The organism is Sphingobium jiangsuense (genome assembly GCF_014196495.1).
GTDB lineage: Bacteria > Pseudomonadota > Alphaproteobacteria > Sphingomonadales > Sphingomonadaceae > Sphingobium > Sphingobium jiangsuense.
In genome coordinates, this window is sequence record NZ_JACIDT010000017.1 from 1 (window position 1) to 26,104 (window position 26,104).

Consider the following 26,104-nt stretch of genomic DNA (forward strand, 5'->3'; position numbering starts at 1 on the left):
ACCGCAAGATCGCCGCTTAATATCAACCCCAGGACGAGGCCCGCACTCCGCTAATTTACGCCGCGAGTTGTGCCAAATGTTCTGACGACGGACAGCGCCGAACAGGCGGAGCGCCATGTCCACAGGCCGCCGTTCGGGCCGCATCCAGCGATCGACATGCTTGAGCGTATGCCGCAAGGTCTGGAGCGACGCGACAATGTCGTAGAGCTGGGACTGCTCGCGCGCGCGGACACCGAAATCCTCAGCCAGCGCGTGGCAGAACCGGGACTCATGACTCGACAGAGCCTCAATGGCGCGCCGCAGGCGGTCCTTGCGCAGCGCAGCCGATACGGGCGATGGATCGCGCGATTGCGCGCGCTGGCTTTCAAGGATCGCGCCCGGATCGTCGGTCATGATTGAAGTACCTCTCCTGTTGTCGCGAGCAGCCGTTGCGCGGCTACAAGATGCGGACGGTCCAGCATCCGGCCGCCAAGTCCCACGACGCCGCTTCCAGGCGACGCGGCGAAGGCCGCGACGACTGCCCTGGCGTCCTCGATCTCCGTCTCGCTCGGCGCGAAGACCTCGTTGATGACGGAAACCTGATCGGGATGGATCGCAATCTTGCCCGCAAAGCCGGCGTGCCGTGCAGCAAGACCGGCTGCCCGCAATCCTTCGCCGTCACGAAAATCGGCATGAAGCGTATCGATCGCAGGCACGTCGCACGCCGCCGCGGCCAGAAGGGCAAGCGCGCGCGCCAGGCGAAAGCTGTCGTCCCATTCGCCGGACGGACGCTTGTTCCCGCGGGCGCCAAGCACTGTCGCCAGATCCTCGCCGCCCCAGGTCAAGGCATGAAGCCGCCCGATCGGCGCGGTGAGTTCCGGCAATCTGAGCACCGCCGCAGCCGTCTCGGTAACGACGGGGAGAATGCCGATGGCACCGGGAGCGATGCCCTTCGCGCTCTCCGCCATATCCAGGTAATGCCCGCAACGATCGATGTCGTGACGGCCGCAAGCCTTGGGGAGAACGATGCCGGCGACGGCCGCGTGAGTCGCCGCGAGTAGGTCTTCGAGTACATGGGGGCTGTCGAGCGGATTGATCCGCACATAGAGCTTGGGCACAGTGCTGCCATCGAGATCGGCGAGTTGGCCGGCGAGCAGCTTCCGGGCCTCCGCCTTGCGGTCGGGCGCCACGGAATCCTCCAGATCGAGGATCAAGGCGTCGGCTTCCGATTGCAGCCCTCGGGCGATCTTCCGCTCATTGTCCGCGGGGACAAAGAGGAAGGAGCGCAGCATCATACCGATCGCCGCAGCATCAGTGCGGCGCGCAGGCATCGGGCGACAAGTTGGTCCTTCTGGTTGAAGGCCTGATGCTCGAAGGTGACGATGCCGGCATCATCCCGCGATTTGCTGATGCGGGCCTCCTTGACCGTGGTTCGAGCCTTTATGGTGTCGCCCACGAATACGGGAGCCGGAAAGCCGACATCTGTCATGCCGAGATTGGCGATGGTCGTGCCCAGCGTGGTGTCGCCAACCGAAAGACCGATCATAAGGCCAAGGGTGAAGATGCTGTTGACGAGCGGCTGCCCAAATTCCGTCCGCGCGCAATAGTCCGCGTCGAGATGGATCTGCGCGGGATTCATCGTCATCGTCGTGAACAGGACGTTGTCCGTTTCAGTAACGGTGCGCCTGGTTGCATGATCCAGGATCAGGCCCGGCGCCAATTCCTCGAAATATAATCCGGCCATGTCGATTCTTGATGTCCTTGTTGGTTCAGCCTTGAAAAACCGGCTGCTTACGGGTTGCGATGGCGTCGATCGCGCAGGGCACCTGATCGCCCGATGCAAGGGCGACAATTTCGGTGGCTTCGCGATCGAGATGGTCTGCCAGTCCCGATGTCCTGGCCGCCTCGGTGAGGCGCTTGATGGCCGCATAGGCCGCTGTCGGCCCCGAAGCCAATTGATCGGCGAAGGCCACCGCTTTGCCCTGAAGGTCCGCTTCGGGCACGACCTCATCCACGACTCCGATGCTTCGCGCCTCTTGCGCCGACAGGAAACGTGAACTGATCAGAAGCGCCGTCGCGCGCCTGGCCCCCAACGCGCGGGTCAGGAAGTAGCTGACGCCCGCGTCGGCGCTCAGGCCCAGGCGGGAATAGCCGGTCGAAAACCGAGCCGTGTCGGCGCACAGAATGAAATCGGCCGAAAGCGCGAGTCCGAAGCCGCCGCCAATCGCATTGCCCTGGACGGCGGAAACAATGGGCAGGGGCAGTTCGCACAACTTGAGCTGGGCTTCATGGAAGCGGGCGGCCATATCGCGCAGGACATCCGCCACGCCATTTCCTGAAGCGGCGAGATGACGAACATCACCGCCAAGACTGAAATTCGCGCCGCGCGCGTCAATCAGGATCGCGCGGCCCGGATCGGCGCAGGCGGCCTCAATCGCTTTTGCGAGATCGGCAATGAACTCAGGGTCGACGGCGTTTCCTGCTTCCGGGCGGTTGAGGGTCAACCGCCCTACCGCGCCTTCACGCGCATATTCGACAAGGGCCATAGGACGCTATCCTCTCATTGCCGAGCTTGTGATGTGCATTGACCCAAGCTCGCCCAAACCCTATCTTCCCTAAATAGTGTCGTCAATGCACAGTTTTAAGAATGACGGGAGAGCGCCGTGGCAGGGATCATCCTCCATCAACTGGAAATTTCACCGTTTTGCGACAAGGTGCGGCGTGTTCTCACCTATAAAGGCCTCGACTATGCGGTGCATAATGTGCCCATGGCGGACCTCGGCAAACTCAAGCGGCTGTCGCCGGTCGGAAAGGTTCCGATCCTTGAACTGGATGGGCGCGTCCTGCACGATTCGAGCGACATCTGCCGCGCGCTCGACCTCCACGCCCCCCAGCCCGCCCTTTTTCCGCAGGAGCCGAAGGCCCGCGCGCTGGTCGACCTGCTGGAAGACTGGGCAGACGAGAGCCTCTATTTCTTCGAGATGACGATGCGGTTCACCTGGCCTTATGACCGCGAACGCTGGGTGAGCGAAATCCTCAAATATGACAATGCGTTGATGCGGCGCATCGCCCGGCCGCTGGTTCCCTATCTCACGCGAAAGCAAGGAACCGGACAGGGCCTCGCGCGCCGGAGCGAAGCCGACATTCTGGAAGAACTGAAACGCCACGCGCGGGCGCTTGGCGCCCTGCTGGATGGTCGGGACTTCCTCGTTGGCGAGAGCCTCACGCTGGCGGACATTGCGGTGGTGTCCCAACTGGAATGTGTCGCCGGTTCCGGGCGCGGCCTGGACGTGCTGCGCAGCGAGCCTGCCATATTGCCGTGGATGGAGCGCGTAGAGGCCCTGACGGGAGGCCCCGCCATCCGGTGAGACAGCGCATCGCAAGCGCCATTTTGTTCATTCAATAAACACTTGCCAAAATGCAGTGTTTGGCTAGATAGAACCCCAAGTGCTGATCGGGAACATGCCGTGATCGAGGCCGAACCGCTTACATTTCCGCCCGGAAACAGGTTGGATTTCAAGCGATCGAGTCCCTGCCCTGGTGCGACCGATCGGCGCGTAGCCAGTCGCAAGATCGCCCATTTTCGCGATCTCTGCAGATGCGAAGGAGAGGCCCATGGGCAAGCATAGTATCGAAATCACACCGGCCGAACGTGACGATCTCGTGGCGCGTGCGCGCAAGCTCGCCGAGAGCTTTTCGGCGGTAGGCGCCAAGGCCGACGAAGAAAACCAACTGCCGCTCGAACTCGTCCCCCTCTACAAGGAAAGCGGTCTCGCGAAGCTCATCGTTCCCAAGAAATATGGTGGCTTCGGCGCCGACCTGTGGACCGTGGCGCTGGTCGAGAAGGAACTGGCTTCCTGGGGCGATCCGGCGATCACCCTGTCCTTCAACATGCACCATGTGATGGTGGGCATCTTTCGCGATCTCTTGCAGGAGGAAGCGCGAACCAGGCTGTTCAGGCAGGTGGTCGAGGACAATGCCCTGATCTCCGGTCCGTTCAGCGAGGAACGCGCCGGCTTTTCCACCATCGCGGATACGGTTGCCGTCCCCGACGGCAATGGTGGATGGCATGTTTCGGGCAAGAAGAACTGGGCAACCTTCATCGAGGGGGCGGACATCGTCACCTTCAACGCCACCATTACCGACGCCGATGGAAAGGTTCCGGAGGACTATGAAGAGCACAAGGCACGCGAGTCGGTCTTCATTGTTCCGGTGAACACGCCGGGGATCAGCATCCAGCGTACCTGGGATACGTTCAGCATGCGGGCTTCGGGCACGCAGACCTGCGTGTTCGACAAGGTGCCGGTGCCCGCCGACGGTTATGGCGGCCCGTTCCGCACCGGCCTGATCGGCGAAATGGAATGGGTAAGCTTCCCGTTCGCCGGCGTCTATCTGGGCGTTGCGGACCGGGCCTTGCGCCTGGTTCGGGATTCGCTCGCGAAGAAGTCGCTCGGCCATACCGTGTCGGGCGCGAACGTGATGGTCCGGGACGTGGGGCATATCCAGCACCAGCTCGGCCAGGCGATCGTGGAACTGGAACTGGCTGAACGCGCAGTGCGCGGAACCGCCGACCTTCTGGCGGCAGGCGAAGATGCGAACTGGAGCGCGGCTGAGCGCCCTGCACGGATTTCGATCGCGAAGATCGCCGCGACCGAGGCCGCCGTGCGGGTTTCCGATATCGCCATGCGCCTGACCGGCGGCGGAGCGATCCGGCGCGGTGGACCGCTGGAGCGCGCGTTCCGCGACGCGCGCGCCGGCATCTACCACCCACTTTCCGGAGATGCCGTTTACGAATTGCTTGGGAAATCGCAACTCGGCGTACTTGGCTAAGGTCGCTGTCCGGCACCGGCACGTAAGCGCCGGTGCCGGCCCCTGGGCTCGCCCTCTTCCCGGCGAAGGTAATTATTTCATGACTGCTGCATCGCCCTTCATTCTCGGCATAGGCGGAACGGTCTCTCCTGGGGGATCAACCGAGCAGGCCCTTGCCATGGCTCTCGCAACGGCCGAACAACTGGGTGCGCGGACGCTGTTGTTCGGCGGCGCGGACCTGGGCCGACTACCACACTACCTCAGCCCTCGCGCCATGGATGTTCCGGAGGCGAGAACGCTGGTTGACGCGGTGCGGCGCGCCGACGGCGTGATCATCGCCAGTCCGGGATATCACGGGTCGATTTCCGGCCTGGTCAAGAACGCGATCGATTATGTCGAAGAAACCGCGAAAGATCCCCGTGCCTATCTGGACGGTGTTCCGGTCGGTTTGATCGCTACCGCCTATGGCTGGCAGGCAACAGGGTCTACCCTCGCTGCGCTTCGCTCGATCACCCACGCCCTGCGGGGATGGCCGACGCCGCTTGGCGCGGCTGTCAACAGTTCCGGAGGCCTGTTCAGGGATGGCAGATGCACGGACGCGGCCGTTTGCGATCAACTCGCTTTGGTCGGGCGCCAAGTATATGATTTCGCGCGGCTCCGCACGGCTAGCGGCGGCGGGGAACCCGCACCATAGCCTGATTGTAGCACATTTATCGGCTGGTCGGAGAGGCGCTTTGAGAGATTTGCTCTTTCATGGAGACGCCCCCAAATCGCACGCATACGCCACATCAGATCGCACAATAATACACTTTCGTCATTGTCCTTTGATTGTAATGTTTTCAAGCGCCACTGAATATTCTATGAAGGGCGCAGGCAGATATCGAGGACGTAGATGACGGCGCAAACGGCCACCCGGCAGAAGAGGAAGGATGATGCGGTAGCCGAGCCGGCATATGGCCCGCCGCTCCCGTTGGTCGGCGAGTTGCTGAACTTCTTCTATCCGATCCACTATCGGATCGGCATGGACCTCGAAACGGTGATGTGTCAGGGGCGCATCTCTCGCAAGCAGGCGGCGATCCTGTGGCTCATTCATTCGCGCGCGGATGCAGCCGGTTGGGTGCGGCGCAAGGATATCGAAACTCGCCTCGCCACTTGGTTCGAGATGAGCAATTCAAACGTATCGAAGCTGTTGCGCGAATTGTCCAAGCCGCCCCTCTCTCTCGTTTCGCAAATCGAGAATCCTGATTCGGGGCGTGAGAAAGTCGTCAGACTGACAAAGGCCGGCGAGAAGTTCGTCGACGGAATGGTCAAGGCGTCGGTCGACTATCTGGCGGGCCAGTTATCGCATCTAACCACGGATGAATTGCGCTGGGGCGTCGATTTCTTTGCCTTATCGTTCCGCAATTCAGCCCGTGAAGCGCGCCTCAACGGCGCAATCCCGCACCTTGCGCCCCCGCCCGGTGAGATCGAAGGGGCCAACGAGCGGTCGCATCCGCCAACACGCTAAATTCAGCGTCATTCTCTTTTCATCGCGGCCTTCGCATGAGGGCCGCGTTTGCATGCCCATTTGCCGCAGTTCTGAATAGTGTCGTAATAGAATACTTGCCATAATGCACATTCCTGCTAGGAGACGATTCACAGCCTGATCAATGGCGGAAGAGGATGCATGCGGCATGGCGGAAAGCGATCAATCCGAGGCGTGGACATATCGGCTCAATACCGAGCGTCAGGAGATTCTCGACCAGGCCGACCGTTACGCGCGCGCCGAACTCTATCCGCTTGCCGAGCGGATGGATGGCGAGGAATGGTGGCCGGTCGATATTATGAGGCGGCTTGGCCATGCCGGCTATCTCGGCATTACGACTCCGGCGCAGTTCGGCGGGCTTGAGTCGGACATTTTCACCGCTGGACTTGTCGCGCAAGCCTTCGCACGATGGAACCATGCCCTCGCGCTCAGCTGGGTCGTTCACGAAAATCTTTGCCTCAACAACATCTATGCCAATGCTGACGACGAGCAGCGTACGCGCTTCCTGCCAAGGCTGTGCTCGGGCGAATGGACCGGTGCGCTTGGGCTGACGGAACCCGGTGCCGGTTCGGACGCGCTCGGTTCGATGCGCGCCACCGCGCGCCGGGATGGCGACGACTATGTGCTCAACGGCACCAAGATCTTCATCACCAACGGCCCGGTCGCTGACGTGGTGCTGGTCTATGCCAAGACCGATCCGGCGGCGGGAGCCAAGGGAATCTCGGCCTTCGTCGTCGAAACGGATCGGCCGGGTTTCCATGTTGCCCAGAAGCTCGAGAAAATGGGCTGGCGTGGCAGCCAGACCGGTGAGCTGGTATTCGACGAATGCCGCGTACCGGCCGCCAATCTGCTGCGAGAGGAGAATAGCGGCGTCCGGGTCGTCATGAGCGGCCTCGATCTCGAACGCGCGATGATCTCGCCCCTGTGCCTGGGCATTTGCGAACGGGCGCTCGAATTGTCGGTCGATTATGCCAAGACCCGCGTACAGTTCGGCAAGGCCATTGGCGAGTTTCAGATGGTGCAGTCGCGCCTCGCCGATATGTATGTCGCCGTCCAGACGCTGCGCGGCTTCTGCTATCAGGTTCTCTCGCGCTGCTCCGAACTGGGGCATGGCGAGGGCGGACGCGGCGAGATTCACGCCCTGACGGCCGCCTCGGTCCTCTACGCCGCCAACACCATGAACCAGGTGCTGGACAATGCGGTCCAAGTGCATGGCGGCACCGGCTATATCTGGGAGTCGGAGATCAACCGGCTCTTCCGCGCCACCAAGCTCATGGAGATCGGCGCGGGAACCACAGAGGTCCGCAAGCTCATCATCGCCGGCGAACTGCTCAAATGAGCGCGCGTACTGTCGATGATCTTCGGCTGGACGATGCTCCGCTGGCGCTTGCGTCCGGCCTGCTCGACGGGCGCACGGCCATCGTGTCGGGCGGGGGCAGCGGGATCGGCAAAGCGGCGGCATGGGTGCTGGCGCGTCTCGGTGCAAGGGTTGCGATTTGCGGGCGCAACCCCGAACGGCTCGAAGCGGTGCAATCAGCCTTCGACGCGCGTGGTTGGCCCATCCTCGCCCACCCCTGCGATATTCGCGACGAGGCCGGGATAGAACGGCTGCTGGACGCCGTAGCGGCGCGTTTCGGCTTGCCGGATATCCTCATCAACAATGCCGGCGGCCAGTTCGCGCAAGGCGCGTCGCAGATCGCGCCCAAGGGCTGGCGGGCCGTCATAGAAACCAATCTGACGGGGTGCTGGCTGATGATGCAGGCCGTGGCCCGGCGATGGATCGACGGAGGCAGGGGCGGTGTCATCGTCAATGTCACGGCCGCCAACGGCCGCGGCATGCCGGGCATCGCGCACAGCGCCGCCGCGCGCGCCGGCGTCGAGAATGTGACCCGCACCGCCGCGGTCGAATGGGCGCCCCATGGCATCCGCATCAACTGCCTCGCGCCCGGTCTTGTCGATAGCGGCGGCCTCTCTGTCTATCCGGAAGCCGCACGCGCCGCCTTCGCCCGCGCCAATCCCCAGCGCGCGACCGGCGATCCCTGGGACATCGCCCAGATCATCGCGTTTCTCGCCAGCGACACCACGCGATTCCTCACCGGCACGACCATCACGGCCGATGGCGGCGGCGCCCTGTGGGGCGACCTCTGGACGATCGAGCGTCCGGTCTATTTCTCCGACTCCTTTCAGAAAGCAGAAATCCATGTCGCTTGACCCGCAATGTCTCTCGGGCCGCAATGCCATCGTCGTCGGGGCGTCGAGCGGTATCAACCTGGGCGTCGCCCATCGGCTGGGTTCGTTGGGCGCGCGCCTGGCGATCGTCAGCCGCTCCGAGGATCGCATCGCCGCAGCGGCCGACACGCTGCGCGCCGATGGCGTGGACGTCACGCATCATGCCGGTGATGTCCGCGAGCCTGCCGCCCTGCAGGCGATCATGGAAGAGGTGGCGAATGCCAAGGGGCCGATCGATATCGTTCTCTCGGGCGCGGCGGGCAACTTCTTCGTGCCGGCGGCCAAGATGTCGCCCAACGCTTTCAAGACGATCGTCGACATCGACCTGATCGGCACATTCAACGTGCTTTCGGCCGCCTATCCGCATCTCAGGCGTCCCGGCGCCGTCCTCGTTAACATCACGGCGCCCCAGGCCCAGCGCGCCATGCCCATGCAGGCCCATGCCTGCGCGGCCAAGGCGGGCATCGACATGCTGACCCGTTGCCTGGCGCTCGAATGGGGCGCGGAAGGGATCAGGGTCAACGCTGTCTCCCCCGGCCCGATCGCGGACACCGAGGGGCTGGCGCGGCTCGCGACCGATGCGGACCTCGCCGAACGCATTCGCGGCGCGCTCGCGCTCCCCCGGTTCGGCCAACGTATCGACATCGGCAATGCGGTGGCCTGGCTGTGCAGCGAGGCGGCCAGCTTCGTGACCGGAACCACCATCGACTGTGACGGCGGCATGCGCCTCGGCAACCTCTACGCGCCTGAATGAAGCGCGCAAACCATCAAGGAGCAAACCCATGGATATCGGCAACAAGGTAGCGATCGTCACCGGCGGCGGCTCGGGCCTCGGCGAAGCGACGGCGATCAGGCTTGCGGAGGGCGGCGCCAGGGTCGCGGTCGTGGATCTCAACGCCGATGCGGCGAACGCGGTCGCGGAGAAGATCGGCGGCAAGGCGTTCGCCATCGACATTGCGGATGCACAGGCAGGCGAGAAGGCGGTCGCGCAGATCGTTGCCGAACTCGGCACGCCGCGTATCCTCGTCAACTGCGCGGGCGTCGGCACGCCGATGAAGATTCTTGGCAAGGACGGTCCGCTGGCGCTTTCGGCCTTCGAGAAGGTCGTACGCATCAACCTGATCGGCACCTTCAACATGCTGCGCCTCGTCGCCGACGCGATCGCGCGTGATCAGGAGCCGGGTGACGGCAAGCAGACCCAGGGCGTCATCATCAACACCGCCTCGGTCGCCGCCTTCGATGGACAGATCGGCCAGCCCGCTTATTCTTCCTCCAAGGCCGGTGTCGTCGGCCTGGCGCTTCCCGCCGCGCGCGAACTTGCGCGTTACGGCATCCGGGTGCTGACCATCGCGCCGGGCATTTTCCTGACGCCGATGCTCAAGATCCTGCCCGATGAGGCGCTGGAATCGCTCGGCCGCTCGGTTCCCTTCCCGCCGCGCCTCGGCGAGCCGGAGGAGTTCGCCAAGCTCGCGCTCCACATGATCGACAATGACATGCTGAACGGCGAGGTCGTCCGTATCGACGGATCGATCCGCATGGCCGCGAAGTAAGTTCCATGTCCAAGGTCATCATCAGTTGCGCGATCACGGGGTCGATCCACACACCTTCGATGTCGCCCCATCTGCCGGTGACGGCCGCCGAGATCGCGCAAAGCGCGCTGGAGGCGGCCGAAGCGGGTGCCGCGATCGTCCATCTGCACGCCCGCGATCCCGAAACCGGCAAACCCGTTCACACGCCGGAGGATTTCGAGCCGTTCCTCAAGGTCATCAAGCAGGGCAGCGATGTCGTGGTGAATATCACCACGGGAGCCTCGCCCTATATGCCGGTGGACTATCGGGTGAAGCCGGCGGAAGTGTGGAAGCCCGAAGTCGCCAGCCTCAACATGGGGTCGATGAACTTCGGTCTGTTCCCGATGCTCAAGAAGGATCGGACATGGAAGCACGCCTGGGAGCCGGAAATGCTCGAGGCCAGCCATGACCTCGTCTTCCGCAACAGCTTCCAGGACATTCGCTACGCGCTCGACACGCTGAACGCCACTGGCACGCGCTACGAATTCGAGTGCTACGACACCAGCCATCTGCATAATCTCCACTATTTCTGGACCGAGGGGCTGGTTCAGGCGCCTCTGTTCATCCAGACCTGCTTCGGCCTCCTGGGCGGCATCGGCGCGCACCCGGAAGAAGTGCTGCACATGAAGCGCACCGCCGACCGCCTGTTCGGCGACAACTACCGCTGGTCGGTGCTGGGCGCCGGGCGCAGCCAGATGCAGGTCGCGGCGCAGGCCGCCGCCATGGGCGGTCATGTCCGCGTCGGGCTGGAGGATAATCTCTGGCTCGACAGGGGCGTCCTCGCGCCCTCCAACGCCGCGCAGGTCATCCGCGTCCGACAGATCCTCGAAGGGCTTGGCCTCGAAATCGCCACCCCCGACGAAGCGCGCGACATCCTCAAACTCAAGGGCGGCGACAAGGTCGGGTTCTGACCCCGGCGCCGCTTCGACTTTCGGAGACACAAGATGAGCCAGTTTCAGACGATCATCGTGGAGCAGCACGGAGCGGTCACTCTCATCCGCCTCAACCGTCCCGATGCCCTCAATGCCCTCAACAGCCAGGTGCTGGCCGACCTGATCGAAGCCTTCGCGGCCTATGAGGCGGACGCCAGCCAGGGCTGCGCGGTGCTCACGGGTAGTGAGAAAGCCTTCGCCGCCGGTGCCGACATCAAGGAAATGTCCAACCGCGGCTTTTCCGAGATGTTCGGCGAAAATTATTTCGGCGGCTTCGACCGGGTCGTGGCGACGCGCAAGCCCTGGATCGCGGCGGTCGCGGGCTTCGCGCTGGGCGGGGGCTGCGAGCTTGCCATGATGGCCGATTTCATCATCGCCGCCGACACGGCGAAATTCGGCCAGCCCGAAGTCAAGCTGGGCGTTGCGCCCGGCATGGGCGGATCGCAGCGCCTGACCCGCGCGGTCGGCAAGGCGAAGGCGATGGACATGTGCATTTCCGGCCGGATGATGGACGTGCATGAAGCCGAACGCGCCGGTCTTGTGTCTCGCATCGTGCCCGCTGCGACCCTTGTGGAGGACGCCATCAAGGCCGCGGCGGAGATCGCCGCCTACCCTCCGCTCGCCACCATCGCCAACAAGGAAATGGTCAACGCCGCTTTCGAGACGGGTCTTTCGGCGGGCCTCCTGTTCGAGCGCCGCCTGTTCAATGGCCTGTGCGCGACCGCCGACAAGCGCGAGGGCATGGTCGCCTTCGTCGAAAAGCGCAAAGGCGCGTGGAGCGGAAAATGACCACGCTTTGCTCCCCCTTCAGCATCACCGGAGATTTCAGCCATGAGTGAAGCCTATATCGTATCGGCGGCGCGCACCGCCGGAGGACGCAGGAAGGGCGCGCTGGCCGGTTGGCATCCCGTCGAGCTGGCCGCCGAAGTTCTCAACGCCACCCTCGACCGCACCGGCATCGATCCCGCCGCGATCGACGATGTCATCATGGGCTGCGTCAGCCAGGTGGGCGAACAGAGCTTCCATGTCGGTCGCCATGCCGTGCTGGCGTCCCGCCTGCCGGAGACCGTGCCGGCCGTCACCATCGACCGCCAGTGCGGCTCGTCGCAGCAGGCGATCCATTTCGCGGCGCAGGCGGTCATGTCGGGCACGCAGGATGTGGTCCTTGCCGCCGGCGTCGAAAGCATGACCCGCGTACCTATGTTCACCGCGACGAAGCTCCCCGCCGAGGCGGGCCTGGGCACGCCGTTCGCGGACCGTATCCGCGAGCGGTTCGGGGTCGCCGAGTTCAGCCAGTTCACCGGCGCGCAGATGATGGCCGACAAATATGGGTTCGACCGGGATGCGCTCGACCGCTTCGCGCTGGAAAGCCATCGGCGGGCGGTCGCCGCGATCGATGCCGGCGCGTTCGACGATGAAATCGTCCCCGTCGCAATCACTGATGCACAGGGCAATTCGCAGTTACATGTCCACGATGAGGGCGTTCGCCGTGACGCTTCCCTGGAAGGGATCGGCTCGGTGAAGACGCTGCAGGAGGGCGGTGTCGTCACCGCCGCCAACTCCAGCCAGATTTGCGACGGGTCCGCCGCCGTTCTGGTGGTGAGCGAGGCGGCGCTTAAAGTCCATGGACTGACGCCGCTCGCCCGCATCGTCAATCTGACCGTGACCGCCGGCGATCCGATCATCATGCTCGACGAGCCAATCCGTGCAACACGGCGCGCGCTCGATCGCGCGGGCCTCACCATCGACGATATCGACCTTTATGAAGTCAATGAGGCGTTCGCGTCGGTCAATCTCGCCTGGCTGAAGGAAACCGGGGCCGATCCAGCCCGTCTCAACGTCAACGGCGGCGCGATCGCGCTGGGGCATCCGCTCGGCGCATCCGGCGCCAAGCTGATGGCGACCCTGGTTCACGGCTTGCGCAAGCGCGGCAAGCGTTATGGCCTCCAGACGATGTGCGAAGGCGGCGGCATCGCCAATGTGACGATCATCGAAGCTCTCTGACAGCGAGGCTCTTCATGCGTTGGCAGCACATATATTTCGGCATCACGGACGGCGTCGCGAGAGTGACGCTGGCCCGGCCGGAAAAGCGCAATGTGCTGAGTCGTGCCCTGCTCGCGGAGATCGGCGAGGCGCTGGGTGAGGTAGAGCGGACCAGCGCGCATCTTCTCATCCTCGATGCGGAGGGAAAAGCCTTTTCTAGCGGCGGCGACCTTGCCGATCCCATGACGCATGCGGGCGAACTGGGAACCCTGCTGGACGACCACTATCACCCATTGCTCAGACGCCTTGCCGGCCTTCCCTGCCCCACGGTCTGCATGGTCGACGGCCTGGTCGTCGGCGGCGCCTGCGGGCTGGTGCTCGCCTTCGACATGGTGGTGGCCACCGAGAAGGCGCGCTTTGCCTTCCCCTTCACCCGGATCGGCCTCATCCCCGATTGCGGGTTGAATTGGCTGCTTTCCCGAACTGTCGGCCCGATTCAGGCAAGGCGCCTGCTTCTCTTCGGCGAGACGATCGACGGCGAAGAGGCTGTCCGCATCGGCATGGTTTCCCGCCTTGTCGAGTCCGGCGCCGTAGCTTCCCTTCTGTCGTCGCTCATCGAGAATGCAACGACGCTCGATCCCCTGGCCGTCGCCGGGACCAAGCGCGCCGCCGCTCTCGCCGAAACCCAGACTTTTGAGCAATCGCTCGCGACCGAACGGGAACTTCAGCACCAGGCGGGACGGTCGGCGCGCTTTGCAGCGACCCTCGCCAGTCTATCGAACCGCTAGGATCGGAGAGGCACCAGCGATGGCCAGGATCATCCATGCGACAACATTGCATAAATTGAACATTTCATCTAATGCACAGTCAAAGAATCGGAGAGGATGGATTAGCCATGCGCGGTGACTTCTCATGAACCCGTTCCTGGTCGCAAAGGAAAAACCCGACGCCCTCGCCACGATCATCGCGGAAAGCGGCGTCACGATGACCTATGGCGAACTGGCCGACACGGCGGGGAAGATCGCTTCGGCCTTCCGCGCGCTGGGCCTTCAACCCGGCGATCATATCGCCCTCATGCTCCCCAACGGCATCTGGTATCATCCCATAGGCTGGGGCGCATGGCTCGCGGGCCTCTACTGGACGCCGATCAGCACTCGCCTTCAGCATGCGGAAGTGGCGCATATCCTCACCGACAGCGACGCCCGCCTTGTCGTCACGGCGCCGGAATATGAGCCGCTGATGGCGGAGTTGCAGGGCTGGGAAACGCCGGTCAGCCACTGGTTCACCACCGGCGAGGCGAATGATCGCTTCCTGTCCGTCACGGCGCTGATCGAAGGCCAGACGCCGCTTGAAACCAGTTCCGACACCCCAGCGGGCGCCGACATGCTCTATTCGTCAGGCACCACCGGGCGGCCCAAGGGCATCCTGCCCAAGCTCGGCCGCACGCGCGACGAAGCCGATCCGCTTTCGGTGCTGCTCGCCAAACTCTATAGCTTCACGCCCGACAGCGTCTATCTGTGCCCCGCGCCGCTCTACCACGGCTCCCCGCTCAAATATACGCTCGCCATCCACCGCATCGGCGGCACCAACGTCATCATGACCAAGTTCGATGCCGAACAGGCGCTGGCCGCCATCGACCGCTATCATGTGACGCACAGCCAATGGGTGCCGACCATGCTGAGCCGCATGGTCCGTCTGCCGGACGAGGTGAAGGCCCAATATGACCTTTCCAGTCACCGGGTCGCGGTTCACGCAGCAGCCCCTTGCCCCCCGGAATTGAAGCGCCAGCTCATCGACTGGTGGGGACCGATCGTCCACGAGTTCTACGCCGGATCGGAAGCGATCGGCTATACCGCGATCGACACCGAACAGTGGCTGGCGCATCCTGGGTCCGTGGGACGTCCGGTGCTGGGCGAAATCCATATCGTCGGCGATGATGGCGAGGAACTGGCCCAGGGCGAAATCGGCCAGATCTATTTCGGCAACGGACCGCAGATCGCCTACCACAACGACCCGGAAAAGACCGCCTCGGTCTATCATCGCGAAGGCTGGATCACCATGGGCGACATGGGCCGGCTCGATGAGGAAGGCTATCTCTATCTCTCCGACCGCAAGGATTTCATGATCATCACAGGCGGGGTGAACGTCTATCCCAAGGAGATCGAGGACCTGCTTTCAGTGCATCCGGCGATCGCGGATGTTGCCGTGTTCGGCGTTCCCAACGAGGAGTTCGGCGAGGAAGTGAAAGCGGTTGTCCAACCGACCGAGTGGCCGGAGAACGAAACCGCCTTTGTCGAGATGCTCACCGCGCATTGCCGCGCTCATCTATCGCCGATCAAGGTACCCCGTTCCTTCGACCTCGCCCGAGAACTGCCGCGCCAGGAGAACGGGAAACTCTACAAGAAGGCGCTACGCGCCGCGTATCTCGCAAAGGCGGGCGCATGACGAAGATCACAAAAGTCCTGATCGCCAATCGCGGCGAAATCGCCGTTCGCATCCTCCGCTCCGTCCACAAGGCCGGTCTTAAGGGCGTCGCCGTGCATCATGCCGTCGACGCGCAGACGCCGGCGGTGAAGCAGGCCGACACCGCAGTGGAAATCACCGGCGCAACGCCAGTGGCGGCCTATCTCGACGGCGCGCAGATTATCGCGGCGGCCAAGGAATCCGGCGCGGATGCGATCCATCCGGGCTACGGTTTCCTGTCGGAGAATGCAGGGTTCGCGAGGGCCTGCGAGGAAGCGGGCATCGCCTTCATCGGCCCCCGGCCCGAAACCATCGATTTGATGGGCGACAAGGTGCGCGCGCGCAATTTCGTGGAAAGCCGGGGCTTCCCGGTCGCGCCGTCCGCGATCGAGGACGATGACCCCGCGACCTTCGTGGAACGCGCTCGCGCGGTCGGCGCCCCGTTGCTCATCAAGCCCTCGGCCGGCGGCGGCGGCAAGGGCATGCGCATCGTGCGCGATCTTGCCCTTCTCGAAGAGGAGATCGAGCGCGGTCGCAACGAGGGACAACGCTATTTCGGCGATGGCCGGCTGTTCGCCGAACGCTATGTCGAGCGTCCCCGCCACATCGAGGTTCAGGTGTTGGGTGATACGCACGGCAATGTCGTGCATCTCTTCGAGCGCGAATGCTCGCTCCAGCGCCGTTTCCAGAAGGTGGTGGAAGAAGCCCCTTCCCCCACGCTGAGCGCCGATGAGCGGGAGCGCATCTGCGAGGTGGCCGCCGGTATCGCGCGGGCGGCGGGCTATGTCGGCGCGGGGACGGTCGAGTTCATCTACGGCAGGGGCGAGTTCTACTTCCTCGAAATGAACACCCGCATCCAGGTCGAGCATCCCGTCACCGAGGAGATTACCGGCACCGATCTCATCGCCGAACAGCTCCGCGTAGCCGCGGGCGAACCGCTGGGCTACGGCCAGGACGCACTTGCTATCAACGGCCATGCCATTGAGGTCCGCGTTTATGCGGAGGACGCCGCGCGCGACTTCGCACCCACGACCGGCCCTTTGCTGACGATGATTCCGCCCGGCGGCGCCGGCGTGCGGATCGATTCCGGCGTGGAACAGGGTGGCGCCGTGACGGCGGCCTTCGACCCGATGATCGCCAAGCTCATCGTCCATGCGGCGAACCGCGAAGCGGCGCTCGACAAGGCCGATGCCGCGCTCGCCGATTTCGTCATTCTGGGGTGCCGCACCAATATCGCCTATCTGCGACGCTTGCTCGCCGATCCCGATGTGCGCGCCGGCGCCATACATACGGGCCTGATCGGTGAGAAACCCGAACTGGCGGCCGACCCGGCTGTGGATGGCGCCACGGTCCGCGCCCTGCTGGCGGCGGCGGCGCTTTCGGCCCGCCCTGTCCTCGATGCCGCGAACGCGGTTCCCCCGCTTCACGCCGCCATCGGCGGATGGAGGAACTGATGCGGCATTGTATCGAACTGGATGGCCATGACCATCTGATCTGGCTGTCGAGAACGGCTGACGGCTACATCCTGCGCTTCGACGGCGGCGATGTCGCGATTTCCCTCGACAACGGCTTGCTGCGCGCAGGCGACAGCCAGGGCCCCGTCCACATCGCCGGGCAAGGTGACAGGCTTTTCATCCACTGGAACGGCGAGTCCCATGAGCTGCTCTTCAAGGATGCCGTCCTGCGCCATGCGGCCGGAGCGGCAAGTGGATCGGAAGATACGGTGCGCGCGCCCATGCCCGGCGCTGTCGTTGGCGTGTCGAGCGAAGCCGGGCAGACCGTCATGGAAGGCGACATATTGCTGGTGATCGAAAGCATGAAACTTGAAACGGCCATCCGCGCATCGCGCGACGGCGTTGTCGAAGCGGTCCACGTCACACTCTCGCAGTCGTTCGAGCGCGACGCGCCGCTCGTCACGCTCGCTCCGCTGGGAGAGGACGCATGATGCGCCGCATTCACAGCCGGATCGATCCCCGCGACGCCGCCTTTCTCGCCAATGTCGAGCATAATCGCGCGCTTGCGGCGGAACTGGAGAGGCGCCAGCACGCGGTCCGCACCATTCGTCCCGAACGCGACCTTCAGCGGCTCGAACGCCAAGGCAAGATGACGGTCCGCGCCAGGCTCGAGCAACTGCTCGACCCCGGCACGCCCTTTCTCGAACTGTCCACGCTGGCGGCAGGCGAAACACCCTATGCCGAGGATGCGCCGGGCGCCGGCCAGCTTGTCGGAATCGGCATCGTCTCAGGCAAGGAAGTGGTGATCCGCGCCGACGACAGCAGCGTCAAGGGCGGCGCCTGGTATCCCATGTCGGTCAAGAAGATCGTCCGCGCCCTCGACATCGCGATCGAGAACCGTCTACCGGTCGTGCATATGTGCGACAGCGCCGGCGGCTTCCTCCCGCTCCAGGCCCAATTCTTCGCCGATCGCTACGGCGCGGGGCGCATCTTCCGCAACCAGTCCACCCTCTCGAAGATGGGTGTGCCCCAGGTGGCGCTTGTCCTTGGCAACTGCACGGCGGGCGGGGCCTATATCCCCGCGCTCAGCGACTATTCCGTGATCGTGCGCGGCACGGGCGCGATCTTCCTCGGCGGTCCGCCGCTGGTGAAGGCGGCGACCGGGGAAGATGTCACCGTCGACGAGCTGGGCGGCGCGGACATGCACACGTCGGTTTCCGGGGTTGCCGACTATCCGGCCGACAACGAGCTGCACGGCATCGCGATCACGCGAGAGATCGTCGCGCAATGGCGCAGGCAACCCAAGGCTGGCGAGCCGGCGATCGATCCCGAACCGCCCGCCTATGACCCGGCGGAGCTTTACGGCATCCTGCCCGCCGATGGCCGCGTCCAGTTCGACATGCGCGAGGTGATCGCCCGCATCGTCGACGGCAGCCGCTTCCACGAATATCAGCCGGGCTACGGCACCACCCTCATCTGCGGCTATGCCCGCATCTGGGGCCAGCAGGTCGGCATCCTCGCCAACAACGGCGTGCTGTTCAGCGACAGTGCGCTGAAGGGTGCGCACTTCATCGAGCTGTGCGATCAGAACCGCACGCCGCTCCTGTTCCTGCAGAACATCACCGGCTTCATGGTCGGCCGCGAATATGAGCGGCGAGGGATCACCAAGGACGGCGCCAAGATGATCATGGCGGTGTCCGGCGCCTCGGTCCCGAAGATCTCGATCAATTGCGGCGCCTCCTTCGGGGCCGGAACCTACGGCATGAACGGCCGTGCCTTCGATCCGCGCTTCATGTTCTCCTGGCCGCGCTCGCAGGTGGCCGTGATGGGTGCCGAGCAGGCCGCTGGCGTGCTGACCACGGTCAAGATCAGGCAGATGGAACGAGAAGGCGGCGCGCTTACCGATGAGCAGATCGCGGCCATCCGCGAGCCCGTGATCGCGGAATATCAGCGTTCGTCCAGTGCCTGGTATGCCACCTCCGAACTGTGGGACGATGGCGTCATCGATCCGCTCGCCACCCGAGAAACCATTGCGATCGCGCTCAGCGCCGCGCTCAACACCCCCATCCCCGAACCGCGATACGGGGTCTTCAGGATGTAATGCCGACACATCGGATTATCGAGCGCAACGCTCGTCGCACGGAAGGAGCAGGACGATGCATTATTCATTTTGCGTGAAATGGCTGAAAGCCTTCAGGCACAGCCCGGAAGCGATCTGCAGCCTATATGGGCCAGGCGACGACTTCGTCTTCGAGGATGTGATGCTCGACCAGCACAACATCGACAACCAGGCGGACCTTCACCGGCTGTTCGTCCCCTACGCCAACAAGGATCGCACCAATGGCGTCGGCATCCACAATTTCAGGATGCGCTCCTATATCGGCGATGAGAATTTCGGGCTCCTGCGTTGGGAATGGGGACCCGAGGATGCGGCCATGTTCATCGGCCTCGACGTCAAGGACAAGCCCTTCACGACCCAGGGGCATACATTCCACATCTACAAGGACGGCTTCATCAAGCGGGAATCCTCCTGGTGGGATGCCGCTGCGGTCCTGCGCGCCGTAGGCCCCGTCAGCCCGACCAAGATCCTCACCGGCAAACCGCACGAAGGGCCTGCCCGTTCGGCGGATGTCAAACTGAGCGGGGCTCCCGCCGGAACGCTCGAATTCGCGCAGGACTGGTGCAATGCGCTCGGCGGCGACATCCATGTGCTGCGTGCGCTTTACGCCGACTTCTTTTCGTCGGACTGGTCGAAAATTGACGATCATGAAAACGACACGTTCACCGATACCGAAATGCTGGTCCGCAATCTGGGCGGCATCGCGGCCGGCGAGAATGGTCGCTATCGTTTCACGGCGACCGAATATCTCGGTAACGAACGCAGGGGCCTCATCCACTGGAACGTCCAGATCGAGGGCGCCGAAAGCTATCGTGGCATTGCGACGGGCGGGAAAACGATCAGCACGCTCGGTTCCACCTTCCTCGAGTTCGATAATAGCGGGAAGATCGTGCTGGAATCGACCTATTGGGAGGACAATCGCGCCTTCGCGGCACTCGGCCTTCCCATTGTCCGTCCACACTATTGGGAGGAAGGGTTCGACCCGGCAATCTTGGCTTCGTGACGTTGAAGGCAGGGGAAACGCTAATGCACATCCCGCATGACGTCTGCGCTCGTTGCAAAGCTTCCCGACAGCACTCCCCATGATCGCAGACAAATGAAAGCCTATCTGCTTCTTGCCCTGGCCATAGGCGCGGAAGTCATCGCGACTTCCGCGTTGAAGGCAAGCGATGGCTTCTCCCGCCCCGTGTGGGCGTTAGTGTCGATCCTGGGTTACATCGTCGCCTTCAGCGCGCTGGCGATGTCTTTGAAGACTATCCCGCTGGGTATCGCTTATGCGATCTGGAGCGGCGTCGGGATTGCCCTGCTCACCCTGATTGGCTGGATCGTATATCAGCAGCGCCTGAGTCTCACGGCTATGTTTGGGATCAGTCTCATCATAGCCGGCGTGCTGGTTCTTCAATTATCCATCAAGCGCACTTGAAGTCGAAGGCAGCATCGGAAGCGGTGACGGTCAGGGGACGTATCCGGCTCAGCCAGTTCGATGCGAGGGCTCTGCCGTGCGTCGTGGACAAAGAGCGGGGTTGCTCAAACTGGCGGACATTTATGAGCCAGCGGCCGCCCGCCTGAGTTGAATCTCACCAGCAGCGCTGAGGCCGGCAGTCTCGATGTGACGTTTCAATCCGACTGATTGGACGGCCGTCATGACAAATGCTCCAGCGCTGAGCCGCAAGCCTTCCACCTTCCGTTCATGCGGCACCCCGCATCATCCGAATGACGGTATGTGCCGCTGCAGGAAATCGATCACGATATCGTTGAAGACATCGTTTCGATCGCCGGCGACCATATGTCCGGCCTTCGGCACATCCCGAACCTCCGTCTGCGGCACGAGCCTGCACATGCTGACCACACCTTCATCGTCGACAATATCGCTCTGCCCTCCGCGGACCAGCAGCGTAGGCAGCGTGACATTGCCGCTGACCCGTTCCATATCGTCTGCGAAGGACGGCGGTTCCGAGTTGGGGAGGCTTTCGAGAAAGCGCGGATCCCAGTGCCAGTAAAGACGTCCGTCGTCGCGCAGACGGAGATTCTTCATCAAGCCGCTCGGGTCCGAAGGGCGCCTTCTCTGCGGATTATAGGCGGACACGGCGTTGGCCGCCTCATCGAGATCGCTGAACCCATGTGGGTGAGCCTTCATGAACCGCCGGATTTTCTCCGTACCTTCCGCTGCCGGCCGCGGAACGATGTCAACCATGACGAGCAAATCCGCGACAGATCGAGACGCCCTACCAATGGCATAGAAGCTCGTCATTCCACCCATGGAAGCGCCGACCAGCGCTACAGGCCGGGAAACTGTCGACAGGACCGCGCCCAGATCTGAAGCAAGCGCGGGAAGCGAATAGTCCCCATCGGGAGACCAGTCGCTGTCCCCATGTCCGCGAGCGTCGTAGTTCACGACGAAATAGCCTCGATCGGCAAGCTGGTTCGTCGCACCGGCCCAGCTGTGTCGCGTCTGGCCGCCGCCGTGCAGCAGAATGACAGTCGGCGCATCGGGCGGTCCGCCGACATCTCCGATCAGCGTCAAACCATCGGGTGTGAGGAAACGCCGCTGTTCCATCATATGTGCCATAGCCGTCCCGTTGTTGGCGATGCTGACATTGCCTAACGCAGCGAACCATCGAAAAGCCCGACAAGCTCTCGCCAGTGCCTTTCCGCGGCCGCTACATCGAACACGGGAAAGTCAGCCATGGTGAACCCGTGCAGCGCTCCGCTGTAAATCTCGCATCGATGGTCCACGCCAGCATCCGTCAGCGCCTTTTCCAAACGCTCGGCCATTTCGGGCGGGTACAAATCATCCTTGTCGGCGCCGGCGACATAGACCCGCGCACTGATCGAAGGCGCCAGCAGGTGCGGGCTGGTATCCGCGTCCGTTGCGAGATTGCCGCCGTGAAAGCTCGCCGCAGCGGCAATGTATTTCGGCCAGCTTCCGGCGATCGACAGCGCGATGCCGCCCCCCATGCAATAGCCGGTTACGCCATATCGAGGGCCGACAACATCAGGTCGTTCGTCAAGCAACGTGATGAACGCCTCCGCGTCCCGTGCCGCCCGATGGTTGTCGGTGGAAGCCAGCAAGTGACCGATGGCGCCCATGAGGTCACCACTCGCGAAAACCTCCGCGGGCACAAGCGGTCCATATGGACCTGCGCGATAATAGAAGTCGGGCAGCAAGACGGCGTAGCCGCTGTCGGCGAGCCGTTGCGCCATCGAGAACAGCGTTGGGCGGATGCCGAACCCGTCCATGCAGAAGATCACGCCCGGCCAGGGGCCCGCCCCGTCCGGCGTGAAAAAATAGGCGGGGCAGTTGCCCTCGCCGGTCTCGATTTGAAGCTGCTCCTGGCTCATGGCCAATCCTCCTTCAACATGAGCGTAGATAGGCGTTCATAGCCAAATATGTTGCAAAGGCAACCGTTGCCTATTGAATATATAGACACGTCGGTCTACAGGGACGTCCATGCCAACCCACCGATCCGTAGTCAGCGCGGCGACGCTTTTTGAATTCACCAACGCGTTGCAGCCAGTGCGGCGCATCTGGGTTCAGGCGGTCAACATGGCCTTGGCTGACTTCGGGCTTCCGGCATCGCTGACGTCGGCTCTGATCCTGGCTGCGCGCCGTGGAGAGGAAGGCATCAGGCAGAACGCGCTGGCCGAGGAAGTCGGGGTAAACCCGGGCGCCATGGTCCGCATCCTCGACCAGGCGGAAGCGGCCGATCTGCTCGAGCGCCGCGATTCTCCGGACGACCGCCGCGCCAAAATCATCCAGGCCTTGCCCAAGGGCCGCGAAATAGCCCGCAAGATGGAGAAGGCAGTCGACGAGCTGCGGGCCGGGATCCTCGGGGATTTGCCGTCTCAGGACATTGAGACGACGACCCGGACGCTCCGTCTGTTCGAGGCGCGCATCGGTCAATACCTGCAGCAGGAGCGTTCGGGCCGATGAAGGTCAGCGCCGACCAACTGATCTTTTCCGCCAAGCTGTTCGTTGCCGGCATGATCGCCTTCGCGCTTGCCGTGCGGATTGGCCTGCCCAACCCCTATTGGGCGCTTGTCACCTGCTGCGTGTGCATGAACCCGATGTCGGGCGCGATCCGGTCAAAGGCCGTCTATCGCTTCGCAGGAACATTCTGCGCAGGCATAGTCACTCTCGGGCTGGTGGCAATGTTTGCGAGCACGCCGCTGCTGCTCGTGGCGGCCGCAGGGATCGTCGCGACCATGGGCTTTGGCCTATCGTTTCTCGATCGCACGCCCCGCAGCTATGGTTTCCAGCTTTTCTCGATCACACTCATGCTGGTCGCTGTCGCCGGCGTGGACCATCCGGAGACGAGCTTCGACACGGTGGTGGCGCGGGTCAGCGAAATCGCGCTTGGGATTCTTTCGACCACGATCGTCGATGCCATCGTCATGCCGCGGTCGCTCGGCGGGACCCTGCGCGCGAGCATCCATCGCTGGCTGCCGGACATGGAGAATTGGGCCAGGGACATCTTCGACGGACATGAGGCGGATGCAAAGGGCGAACATGATCGGCTGAAGACGCTGGCCGACATCACCTCGCTCTCGCAGCTCATCAGTACGTTGCGCTACGATCCAACGATCAGCCGCTCGGAATTGCGCCATGCGCTTGCGATCCAGCAGCGTCTGCTCCGCATGATCCCTTTGCTCTCGGCGATCGGCAGCCGGATCGCCGGGCTCAGCGAGGCGGAGCGTGAAGCGCTCCGGCCCAGTCTGGCGGCTGCGAGCGCCTGCCTTGCAACTGGTGCCGAACCGCCGGCGGGACTTGCGGACGATGTGCGGGCGGTTCCGCTCGATGCCGGGCCCGGCAGGCGCTGGCAGCAACTCGTGCACGATTCGCTGGCTGGGATGCTCACTGAAGGGCTCACGCTCTGGAGCGAGGTGCGCCGGATCGAGGCGGTGCTCGACGGGAAAGCGGTGCTGACGCCGGCGCTCGCCGGACAGGTCAGGGAAACCCGCGCCTTCCCGCTGATCCCAGACTTCGATCACGCCAGCAGGTTGGCGGGGGGCATTCTCGTTTCCTATGCGCTGCTTTGCGGTCTCTGGTACATGACGGGCTGGCATCAGGGCGCGAATGCCGTGCTGCTCAGCACCGTCGCGCTGGCCTTCTTTGGAGGCGGCGACGAGCCAGGCAAGGCGATCGCGATGTTCGGCCGCTTCGCGGTGCTCGCGCTGACGCTTGCCGGGCTGCTCTGCTATGGCCTTCTGCCGCTCGCCAATGATTTTGCGGCATTTGCGCTCGTCATGGGTCTGTTCATGCTGCCGCTCGGAGCATGGGCGGCAGGCAATCCGATGGCGACCCTCGTGCTGGCCTACGGCCTCAGCAACATCAACCTCCAGGGCCATTATTCTCCGTTCGATTTCGGGGCCTTCCTCGAGACCGGCCTTGCCAGCCTTTTGGGTGTCTATGTCGCCTTTCTGGGCGCGGGGCTGTTCAGAAGCTGGGGCGTCCAGCATCAGCTTCAGCGTTTCCTGCGCAAGGAAGCGCGAGACATCGCCCGGCTCAGCCGCTCGGCAAACCAGAGAATACGGGACAGCTATGTCCAGAGGGCGCTCGATCGCATCGCCGTCATGACCGCCCGGCTTGCCGCGACGGGACAGATCGAACGCAGCGCGAGCCTGCTCTCCCGCCTTCGTGTCGGCGTGAACGTCGCCGACCTGCGTATGATCGGGAAAGCGCTTCCGCCCGCAGCCCGCGCGGCGACCGATAGCGTGCTCGACCAGTTCCGCGCCGAGTTCGATGCGCCGCAGCCGTCGTCGCGGCTGCTCACGATGATCGATGATGCCCTGGACCGGCTATGGTTCGAGCACAGGGTTCCAGGAGACCGGCCGGACCGCGTTATCCATGCCCTTGCGGGATTGCGTATCGCCCTGTTCGAACGCGCACCGGCGTGGGAGCCCTCCCGATGATCGGAGAGATCGATATTGCCGGCATCTTCCTCTCGCCGCTGCTCCTCTGCGTCGGCATCGGCTTTGCCGCCCGCCTGCTCGTCTCGCTATTGCTCGAAGCCGCGGGTTTCTATCGCCTCGTCTGGCAGCGACCGCTGTTCGATACTTCCCTCTTCCTCATCCTGACCGGCGCCGCGTTTCTCGCGTTGCGCCTGGTCACCTCATCCTGAAGCACACGCCATGACCATTGACCGCGATACGATCCTGCGCCTGCTCAAGCCGCTCCTTACCCTGCTCGTGCTGGGCGTCGCGGTGCTCGTCTTCTGGCAGCTCTATAATTACTATACTTACGCCCCCCAGACGCGAGATGGAAAGATCCGGGCCGATGTGGTTCCACTGGCCGCCGACGTATCCGGCCGGGTCGAACAGGTGCATGTCCGTGACAATCAGGTCGTGAGGCGCGGCGAGATATTGTTCACGATCGATCATGTCCGCTTGCGCAACGCCCTCCAGCAGACGGAAGCGGCGGTCGCCACCGCCCGCGCCACATTGAATGCGGCCGAGCGTGAGAACCGGCGCTATCAGGGCCTTGCCGACATCGTCTCGGGTCAGCAGCGCGACGACCGCCGCTCCGCCGCAGAGGAGGCCCGCGCCCGCTATGCGCAGGCGATCGCCGATCGCGATCTTGCCCGTATCAATCTCGAACGCGCTGAGGTGCGTGCGCCCGTCAACGGTATCGTCACCAACTTCTCGCTTCGTCCCGGTGCCTATGCCACCGCCGGCCAGCCAGTGATGGCGCTGGTCGATTCGGACAGTTACTATGTGGCGGGCTATTTCGAGGAAACCAAGCTTTCGCATATCCATCCGGGCGCGCGGGTGACCATCCGCGTTATGGGTGAGGACCGCCCCCTCTCCGGTCATGTCGAGGGTCGGTCAGCCGGCATTGACGATCGCGAGCGAACGACTGCCTCGGGCACACTGCTCGCCAACGTCAACCCGACCTTCAGCTGGGTCAGGCTTGCCCAGCGCGTCCCGGTGCGGATCGCCATCGACAAGGTTCCTCCCGGCATCGACCTGATCGCGGGACGAACGGTCACGGTGTCGCTTGATAGCGCGGGGGATGCACGCACGGTCGGTCTGGGCGCATGACA

The 26,104-nt window shown here is 63.6% G+C and carries 27 protein-coding genes and 1 pseudogene; 22 read left to right on the top strand and 6 right to left on the bottom strand.

Annotated elements, in window-relative coordinates:
* From GGR43_RS18175 to GGR43_RS18190, 4 genes and pseudogenes are all read right to left on the bottom strand, one after another.
* Positions 1–393 (bottom strand): annotated as a pseudogene (locus tag GGR43_RS18175) (hypothetical protein); the annotation flags it as partial.
* The gene (locus GGR43_RS18180) at positions 390–1,274 is read right to left on the bottom strand and encodes an HpcH/HpaI aldolase/citrate lyase family protein (RefSeq protein WP_021244057.1); all 885 of its coding nucleotides are present in this window, start codon (positions 1,272–1,274) and stop codon (positions 390–392) included. The gene GGR43_RS18180 and the pseudogene GGR43_RS18175, both read right to left, overlap by 4 nt.
* Positions 1,271–1,723 carry a MaoC family dehydratase gene (locus GGR43_RS18185; RefSeq protein WP_021244056.1) on the bottom strand — a complete coding sequence of 151 codons (453 nt, stop codon included), beginning with the start codon at positions 1,721–1,723 and terminating at the stop codon, positions 1,271–1,273. The genes GGR43_RS18180 and GGR43_RS18185 overlap by 4 nt, the downstream gene beginning before the upstream one ends.
* A 25-nt stretch (positions 1,724–1,748) precedes the next feature.
* Complete coding sequence (locus tag GGR43_RS18190; protein ID WP_021244055.1) at positions 1,749–2,525, bottom strand: enoyl-CoA hydratase/isomerase family protein; 777 nt, start codon at positions 2,523–2,525, stop codon at positions 1,749–1,751.
* 117 nt (positions 2,526–2,642) lie between these two features.
* On the opposite strand from GGR43_RS18190, the gene GGR43_RS18195 reads away from it, so the two are divergent.
* The 18 genes from GGR43_RS18195 to GGR43_RS18280 all read left to right on the top strand — a co-directional run bounded on the left by GGR43_RS18195 (position 2,643) and on the right by GGR43_RS18280 (position 20,484).
* Complete coding sequence (locus GGR43_RS18195) at positions 2,643–3,347, top strand: glutathione S-transferase family protein (protein WP_021244054.1); 705 nt, start codon at positions 2,643–2,645, stop codon at positions 3,345–3,347.
* A 247-nt stretch (positions 3,348–3,594) separates the two neighbouring features.
* Positions 3,595–4,809 (top strand): acyl-CoA dehydrogenase family protein, encoded by a 1,215-nt coding sequence (locus tag GGR43_RS18200; protein WP_021244053.1) that lies wholly within the window; start codon positions 3,595–3,597, stop codon positions 4,807–4,809.
* A 79-nt stretch (positions 4,810–4,888) separates the two neighbouring features.
* The gene (locus GGR43_RS18205) at positions 4,889–5,482 is read left to right on the top strand and encodes an NADPH-dependent FMN reductase (RefSeq protein WP_031290697.1); all 594 of its coding nucleotides are present in this window, start codon (positions 4,889–4,891) and stop codon (positions 5,480–5,482) included.
* Positions 5,483–5,680: 198 nt separating this feature from the next.
* Entirely contained in the window at positions 5,681–6,295 is a 615-nt protein-coding gene (locus GGR43_RS18210) for a winged helix DNA-binding protein (RefSeq protein WP_021244051.1), read from the top strand.
* A 166-nt stretch (positions 6,296–6,461) separates the two neighbouring features.
* Positions 6,462–7,652 (top strand): acyl-CoA dehydrogenase family protein, encoded by a 1,191-nt coding sequence (locus GGR43_RS18215; RefSeq protein ID WP_021244050.1) that lies wholly within the window; start codon positions 6,462–6,464, stop codon positions 7,650–7,652.
* On the top strand, positions 7,649–8,524 hold the full coding sequence (locus GGR43_RS18220; RefSeq protein WP_021244049.1) for an SDR family oxidoreductase: 876 nt from the start codon (positions 7,649–7,651) through the stop codon (positions 8,522–8,524). Before GGR43_RS18215 ends, GGR43_RS18220 begins: the two co-directional genes overlap by 4 nt.
* Positions 8,514–9,296, top strand: coding sequence for an SDR family oxidoreductase (locus GGR43_RS18225; protein ID WP_021244048.1), 783 nt, complete (start codon positions 8,514–8,516; stop codon positions 9,294–9,296). Before GGR43_RS18220 ends, GGR43_RS18225 begins: the two co-directional genes overlap by 11 nt.
* A 28-nt stretch (positions 9,297–9,324) precedes the next feature.
* Positions 9,325–10,092 (top strand): SDR family NAD(P)-dependent oxidoreductase, encoded by a 768-nt coding sequence (locus tag GGR43_RS18230; RefSeq protein ID WP_062066107.1) that lies wholly within the window; start codon positions 9,325–9,327, stop codon positions 10,090–10,092.
* A gap of 5 nt (positions 10,093–10,097) precedes the next feature.
* A complete protein-coding gene (gene kce / locus GGR43_RS18235) occupies positions 10,098–11,021 on the top strand; it encodes a 3,5-dioxohexanoate:acetyl-CoA acetone transferase (RefSeq protein WP_021244046.1) in 924 nt (307 codons plus the stop codon).
* A gap of 33 nt (positions 11,022–11,054) precedes the next feature.
* Positions 11,055–11,831: an enoyl-CoA hydratase-related protein gene (locus tag GGR43_RS18240; RefSeq protein ID WP_021244045.1), complete on the top strand. Its 777-nt coding sequence runs from the start codon at positions 11,055–11,057 to the stop codon at positions 11,829–11,831.
* Between the two features lie 42 nt (positions 11,832–11,873).
* Complete coding sequence (locus tag GGR43_RS18245; RefSeq protein WP_021244044.1) at positions 11,874–13,046, top strand: acetyl-CoA C-acetyltransferase; 1,173 nt, start codon at positions 11,874–11,876, stop codon at positions 13,044–13,046.
* Between the two features lie 14 nt (positions 13,047–13,060).
* Positions 13,061–13,813, top strand: a complete 753-nt coding sequence (locus GGR43_RS18250; protein WP_021244043.1) for an enoyl-CoA hydratase/isomerase family protein — start codon at positions 13,061–13,063, stop codon at positions 13,811–13,813.
* A gap of 124 nt (positions 13,814–13,937) precedes the next feature.
* On the top strand, positions 13,938–15,470 hold the full coding sequence (locus GGR43_RS18255; RefSeq protein WP_021244042.1) for an AMP-binding protein: 1,533 nt from the start codon (positions 13,938–13,940) through the stop codon (positions 15,468–15,470).
* Positions 15,467–16,942 (top strand): acetyl-CoA carboxylase biotin carboxylase subunit, encoded by a 1,476-nt coding sequence (locus GGR43_RS18260; protein ID WP_021244041.1) that lies wholly within the window; start codon positions 15,467–15,469, stop codon positions 16,940–16,942. The genes GGR43_RS18255 and GGR43_RS18260 overlap by 4 nt, the downstream gene beginning before the upstream one ends.
* Positions 16,942–17,433, top strand: coding sequence for an acyl-CoA carboxylase biotin carboxyl carrier protein subunit (locus GGR43_RS18265; protein ID WP_021244040.1), 492 nt, complete (start codon positions 16,942–16,944; stop codon positions 17,431–17,433). The genes GGR43_RS18260 and GGR43_RS18265 overlap by 1 nt, the downstream gene beginning before the upstream one ends.
* Positions 17,433–19,043, top strand: coding sequence for an acyl-CoA carboxylase subunit beta (locus tag GGR43_RS18270; protein WP_021244039.1), 1,611 nt, complete (start codon positions 17,433–17,435; stop codon positions 19,041–19,043). Before GGR43_RS18265 ends, GGR43_RS18270 begins: the two co-directional genes overlap by 1 nt.
* A 55-nt stretch (positions 19,044–19,098) precedes the next feature.
* Positions 19,099–20,064: a nuclear transport factor 2 family protein gene (locus GGR43_RS18275; protein ID WP_021244038.1), complete on the top strand. Its 966-nt coding sequence runs from the start codon at positions 19,099–19,101 to the stop codon at positions 20,062–20,064.
* A gap of 93 nt (positions 20,065–20,157) precedes the next feature.
* Entirely contained in the window at positions 20,158–20,484 is a 327-nt protein-coding gene (locus GGR43_RS18280) for a DMT family transporter (protein WP_021244037.1), read from the top strand.
* 282 nt (positions 20,485–20,766) lie between these two features.
* Here the strand turns inward: GGR43_RS18280 and GGR43_RS18285 are convergent, their stop codons facing one another.
* Together GGR43_RS18285 and GGR43_RS18290 are read right to left on the bottom strand one after the other, a co-directional pair.
* Complete coding sequence (locus GGR43_RS18285; protein ID WP_021244036.1) at positions 20,767–21,630, bottom strand: alpha/beta fold hydrolase; 864 nt, start codon at positions 21,628–21,630, stop codon at positions 20,767–20,769.
* A 32-nt stretch (positions 21,631–21,662) separates the two neighbouring features.
* Positions 21,663–22,403, bottom strand: coding sequence for a dienelactone hydrolase family protein (locus tag GGR43_RS18290; RefSeq protein ID WP_021244035.1), 741 nt, complete (start codon positions 22,401–22,403; stop codon positions 21,663–21,665).
* Positions 22,404–22,512: 109 nt separating this feature from the next.
* Between GGR43_RS18290 and GGR43_RS18295 the strand changes: the two genes are divergently transcribed.
* The 4 genes from GGR43_RS18295 to GGR43_RS18310 are packed head-to-tail and all read left to right on the top strand — an operon-like array spanning position 22,513 to position 26,102.
* Positions 22,513–22,995, top strand: coding sequence for a MarR family winged helix-turn-helix transcriptional regulator (locus GGR43_RS18295; RefSeq protein WP_021244034.1), 483 nt, complete (start codon positions 22,513–22,515; stop codon positions 22,993–22,995).
* A complete protein-coding gene (locus tag GGR43_RS18300; protein ID WP_188073380.1) occupies positions 22,992–24,974 on the top strand; it encodes an FUSC family protein in 1,983 nt (660 codons plus the stop codon). Before GGR43_RS18295 ends, GGR43_RS18300 begins: the two co-directional genes overlap by 4 nt.
* Complete coding sequence (locus GGR43_RS18305) at positions 24,971–25,183, top strand: DUF1656 domain-containing protein (protein ID WP_021244032.1); 213 nt, start codon at positions 24,971–24,973, stop codon at positions 25,181–25,183. The genes GGR43_RS18300 and GGR43_RS18305 overlap by 4 nt, the downstream gene beginning before the upstream one ends.
* 10 nt (positions 25,184–25,193) lie before the next feature.
* Positions 25,194–26,102 (top strand): efflux RND transporter periplasmic adaptor subunit, encoded by a 909-nt coding sequence (locus tag GGR43_RS18310; RefSeq protein ID WP_062066109.1) that lies wholly within the window; start codon positions 25,194–25,196, stop codon positions 26,100–26,102.
* Positions 26,103–26,104 lie beyond the last annotated feature (2 nt).

Bases quoted from the DNA above. Each gene is read 5' to 3' on its own strand.
- GGR43_RS18180 (WP_021244057.1), bottom strand. From the start codon at position 1,274: ATGATGCTGCGCTCCTTCCTCTTTGTCCCCGCGGACAATGAGCGGAAG.
- GGR43_RS18185 (WP_021244056.1), bottom strand. From the start codon at position 1,723: ATGGCCGGATTATATTTCGAGGAATTGGCGCCGGGCCTGATCCTGGAT.
- GGR43_RS18190 (WP_021244055.1), bottom strand. From the start codon at position 2,525: ATGGCCCTTGTCGAATATGCGCGTGAAGGCGCGGTAGGGCGGTTGACC.
- GGR43_RS18200 (WP_021244053.1), top strand. From the start codon at position 3,595: ATGGGCAAGCATAGTATCGAAATCACACCGGCCGAACGTGACGATCTC.
- GGR43_RS18205 (WP_031290697.1), top strand. From the start codon at position 4,889: ATGACTGCTGCATCGCCCTTCATTCTCGGCATAGGCGGAACGGTCTCT.
- GGR43_RS18210 (WP_021244051.1), top strand. From the start codon at position 5,681: ATGACGGCGCAAACGGCCACCCGGCAGAAGAGGAAGGATGATGCGGTA.
- GGR43_RS18215 (WP_021244050.1), top strand. From the start codon at position 6,462: ATGGCGGAAAGCGATCAATCCGAGGCGTGGACATATCGGCTCAATACC.
- GGR43_RS18220 (WP_021244049.1), top strand. From the start codon at position 7,649: ATGAGCGCGCGTACTGTCGATGATCTTCGGCTGGACGATGCTCCGCTG.
- GGR43_RS18225 (WP_021244048.1), top strand. From the start codon at position 8,514: ATGTCGCTTGACCCGCAATGTCTCTCGGGCCGCAATGCCATCGTCGTC.
- GGR43_RS18230 (WP_062066107.1), top strand. From the start codon at position 9,325: ATGGATATCGGCAACAAGGTAGCGATCGTCACCGGCGGCGGCTCGGGC.
- kce (WP_021244046.1), top strand. From the start codon at position 10,098: ATGTCCAAGGTCATCATCAGTTGCGCGATCACGGGGTCGATCCACACA.
- GGR43_RS18240 (WP_021244045.1), top strand. From the start codon at position 11,055: ATGAGCCAGTTTCAGACGATCATCGTGGAGCAGCACGGAGCGGTCACT.
- GGR43_RS18245 (WP_021244044.1), top strand. From the start codon at position 11,874: ATGAGTGAAGCCTATATCGTATCGGCGGCGCGCACCGCCGGAGGACGC.
- GGR43_RS18250 (WP_021244043.1), top strand. From the start codon at position 13,061: ATGCGTTGGCAGCACATATATTTCGGCATCACGGACGGCGTCGCGAGA.
- GGR43_RS18255 (WP_021244042.1), top strand. From the start codon at position 13,938: ATGAACCCGTTCCTGGTCGCAAAGGAAAAACCCGACGCCCTCGCCACG.
- GGR43_RS18260 (WP_021244041.1), top strand. From the start codon at position 15,467: ATGACGAAGATCACAAAAGTCCTGATCGCCAATCGCGGCGAAATCGCC.
- GGR43_RS18265 (WP_021244040.1), top strand. From the start codon at position 16,942: ATGCGGCATTGTATCGAACTGGATGGCCATGACCATCTGATCTGGCTG.
- GGR43_RS18270 (WP_021244039.1), top strand. From the start codon at position 17,433: ATGCGCCGCATTCACAGCCGGATCGATCCCCGCGACGCCGCCTTTCTC.
- GGR43_RS18275 (WP_021244038.1), top strand. From the start codon at position 19,099: ATGCATTATTCATTTTGCGTGAAATGGCTGAAAGCCTTCAGGCACAGC.
- GGR43_RS18280 (WP_021244037.1), top strand. From the start codon at position 20,158: ATGAAAGCCTATCTGCTTCTTGCCCTGGCCATAGGCGCGGAAGTCATC.
- GGR43_RS18285 (WP_021244036.1), bottom strand. From the start codon at position 21,630: ATGGCACATATGATGGAACAGCGGCGTTTCCTCACACCCGATGGTTTG.
- GGR43_RS18290 (WP_021244035.1), bottom strand. From the start codon at position 22,403: ATGAGCCAGGAGCAGCTTCAAATCGAGACCGGCGAGGGCAACTGCCCC.
- GGR43_RS18295 (WP_021244034.1), top strand. From the start codon at position 22,513: ATGCCAACCCACCGATCCGTAGTCAGCGCGGCGACGCTTTTTGAATTC.
- GGR43_RS18300 (WP_188073380.1), top strand. From the start codon at position 22,992: ATGAAGGTCAGCGCCGACCAACTGATCTTTTCCGCCAAGCTGTTCGTT.
- GGR43_RS18305 (WP_021244032.1), top strand. From the start codon at position 24,971: ATGATCGGAGAGATCGATATTGCCGGCATCTTCCTCTCGCCGCTGCTC.
- GGR43_RS18310 (WP_062066109.1), top strand. From the start codon at position 25,194: ATGACCATTGACCGCGATACGATCCTGCGCCTGCTCAAGCCGCTCCTT.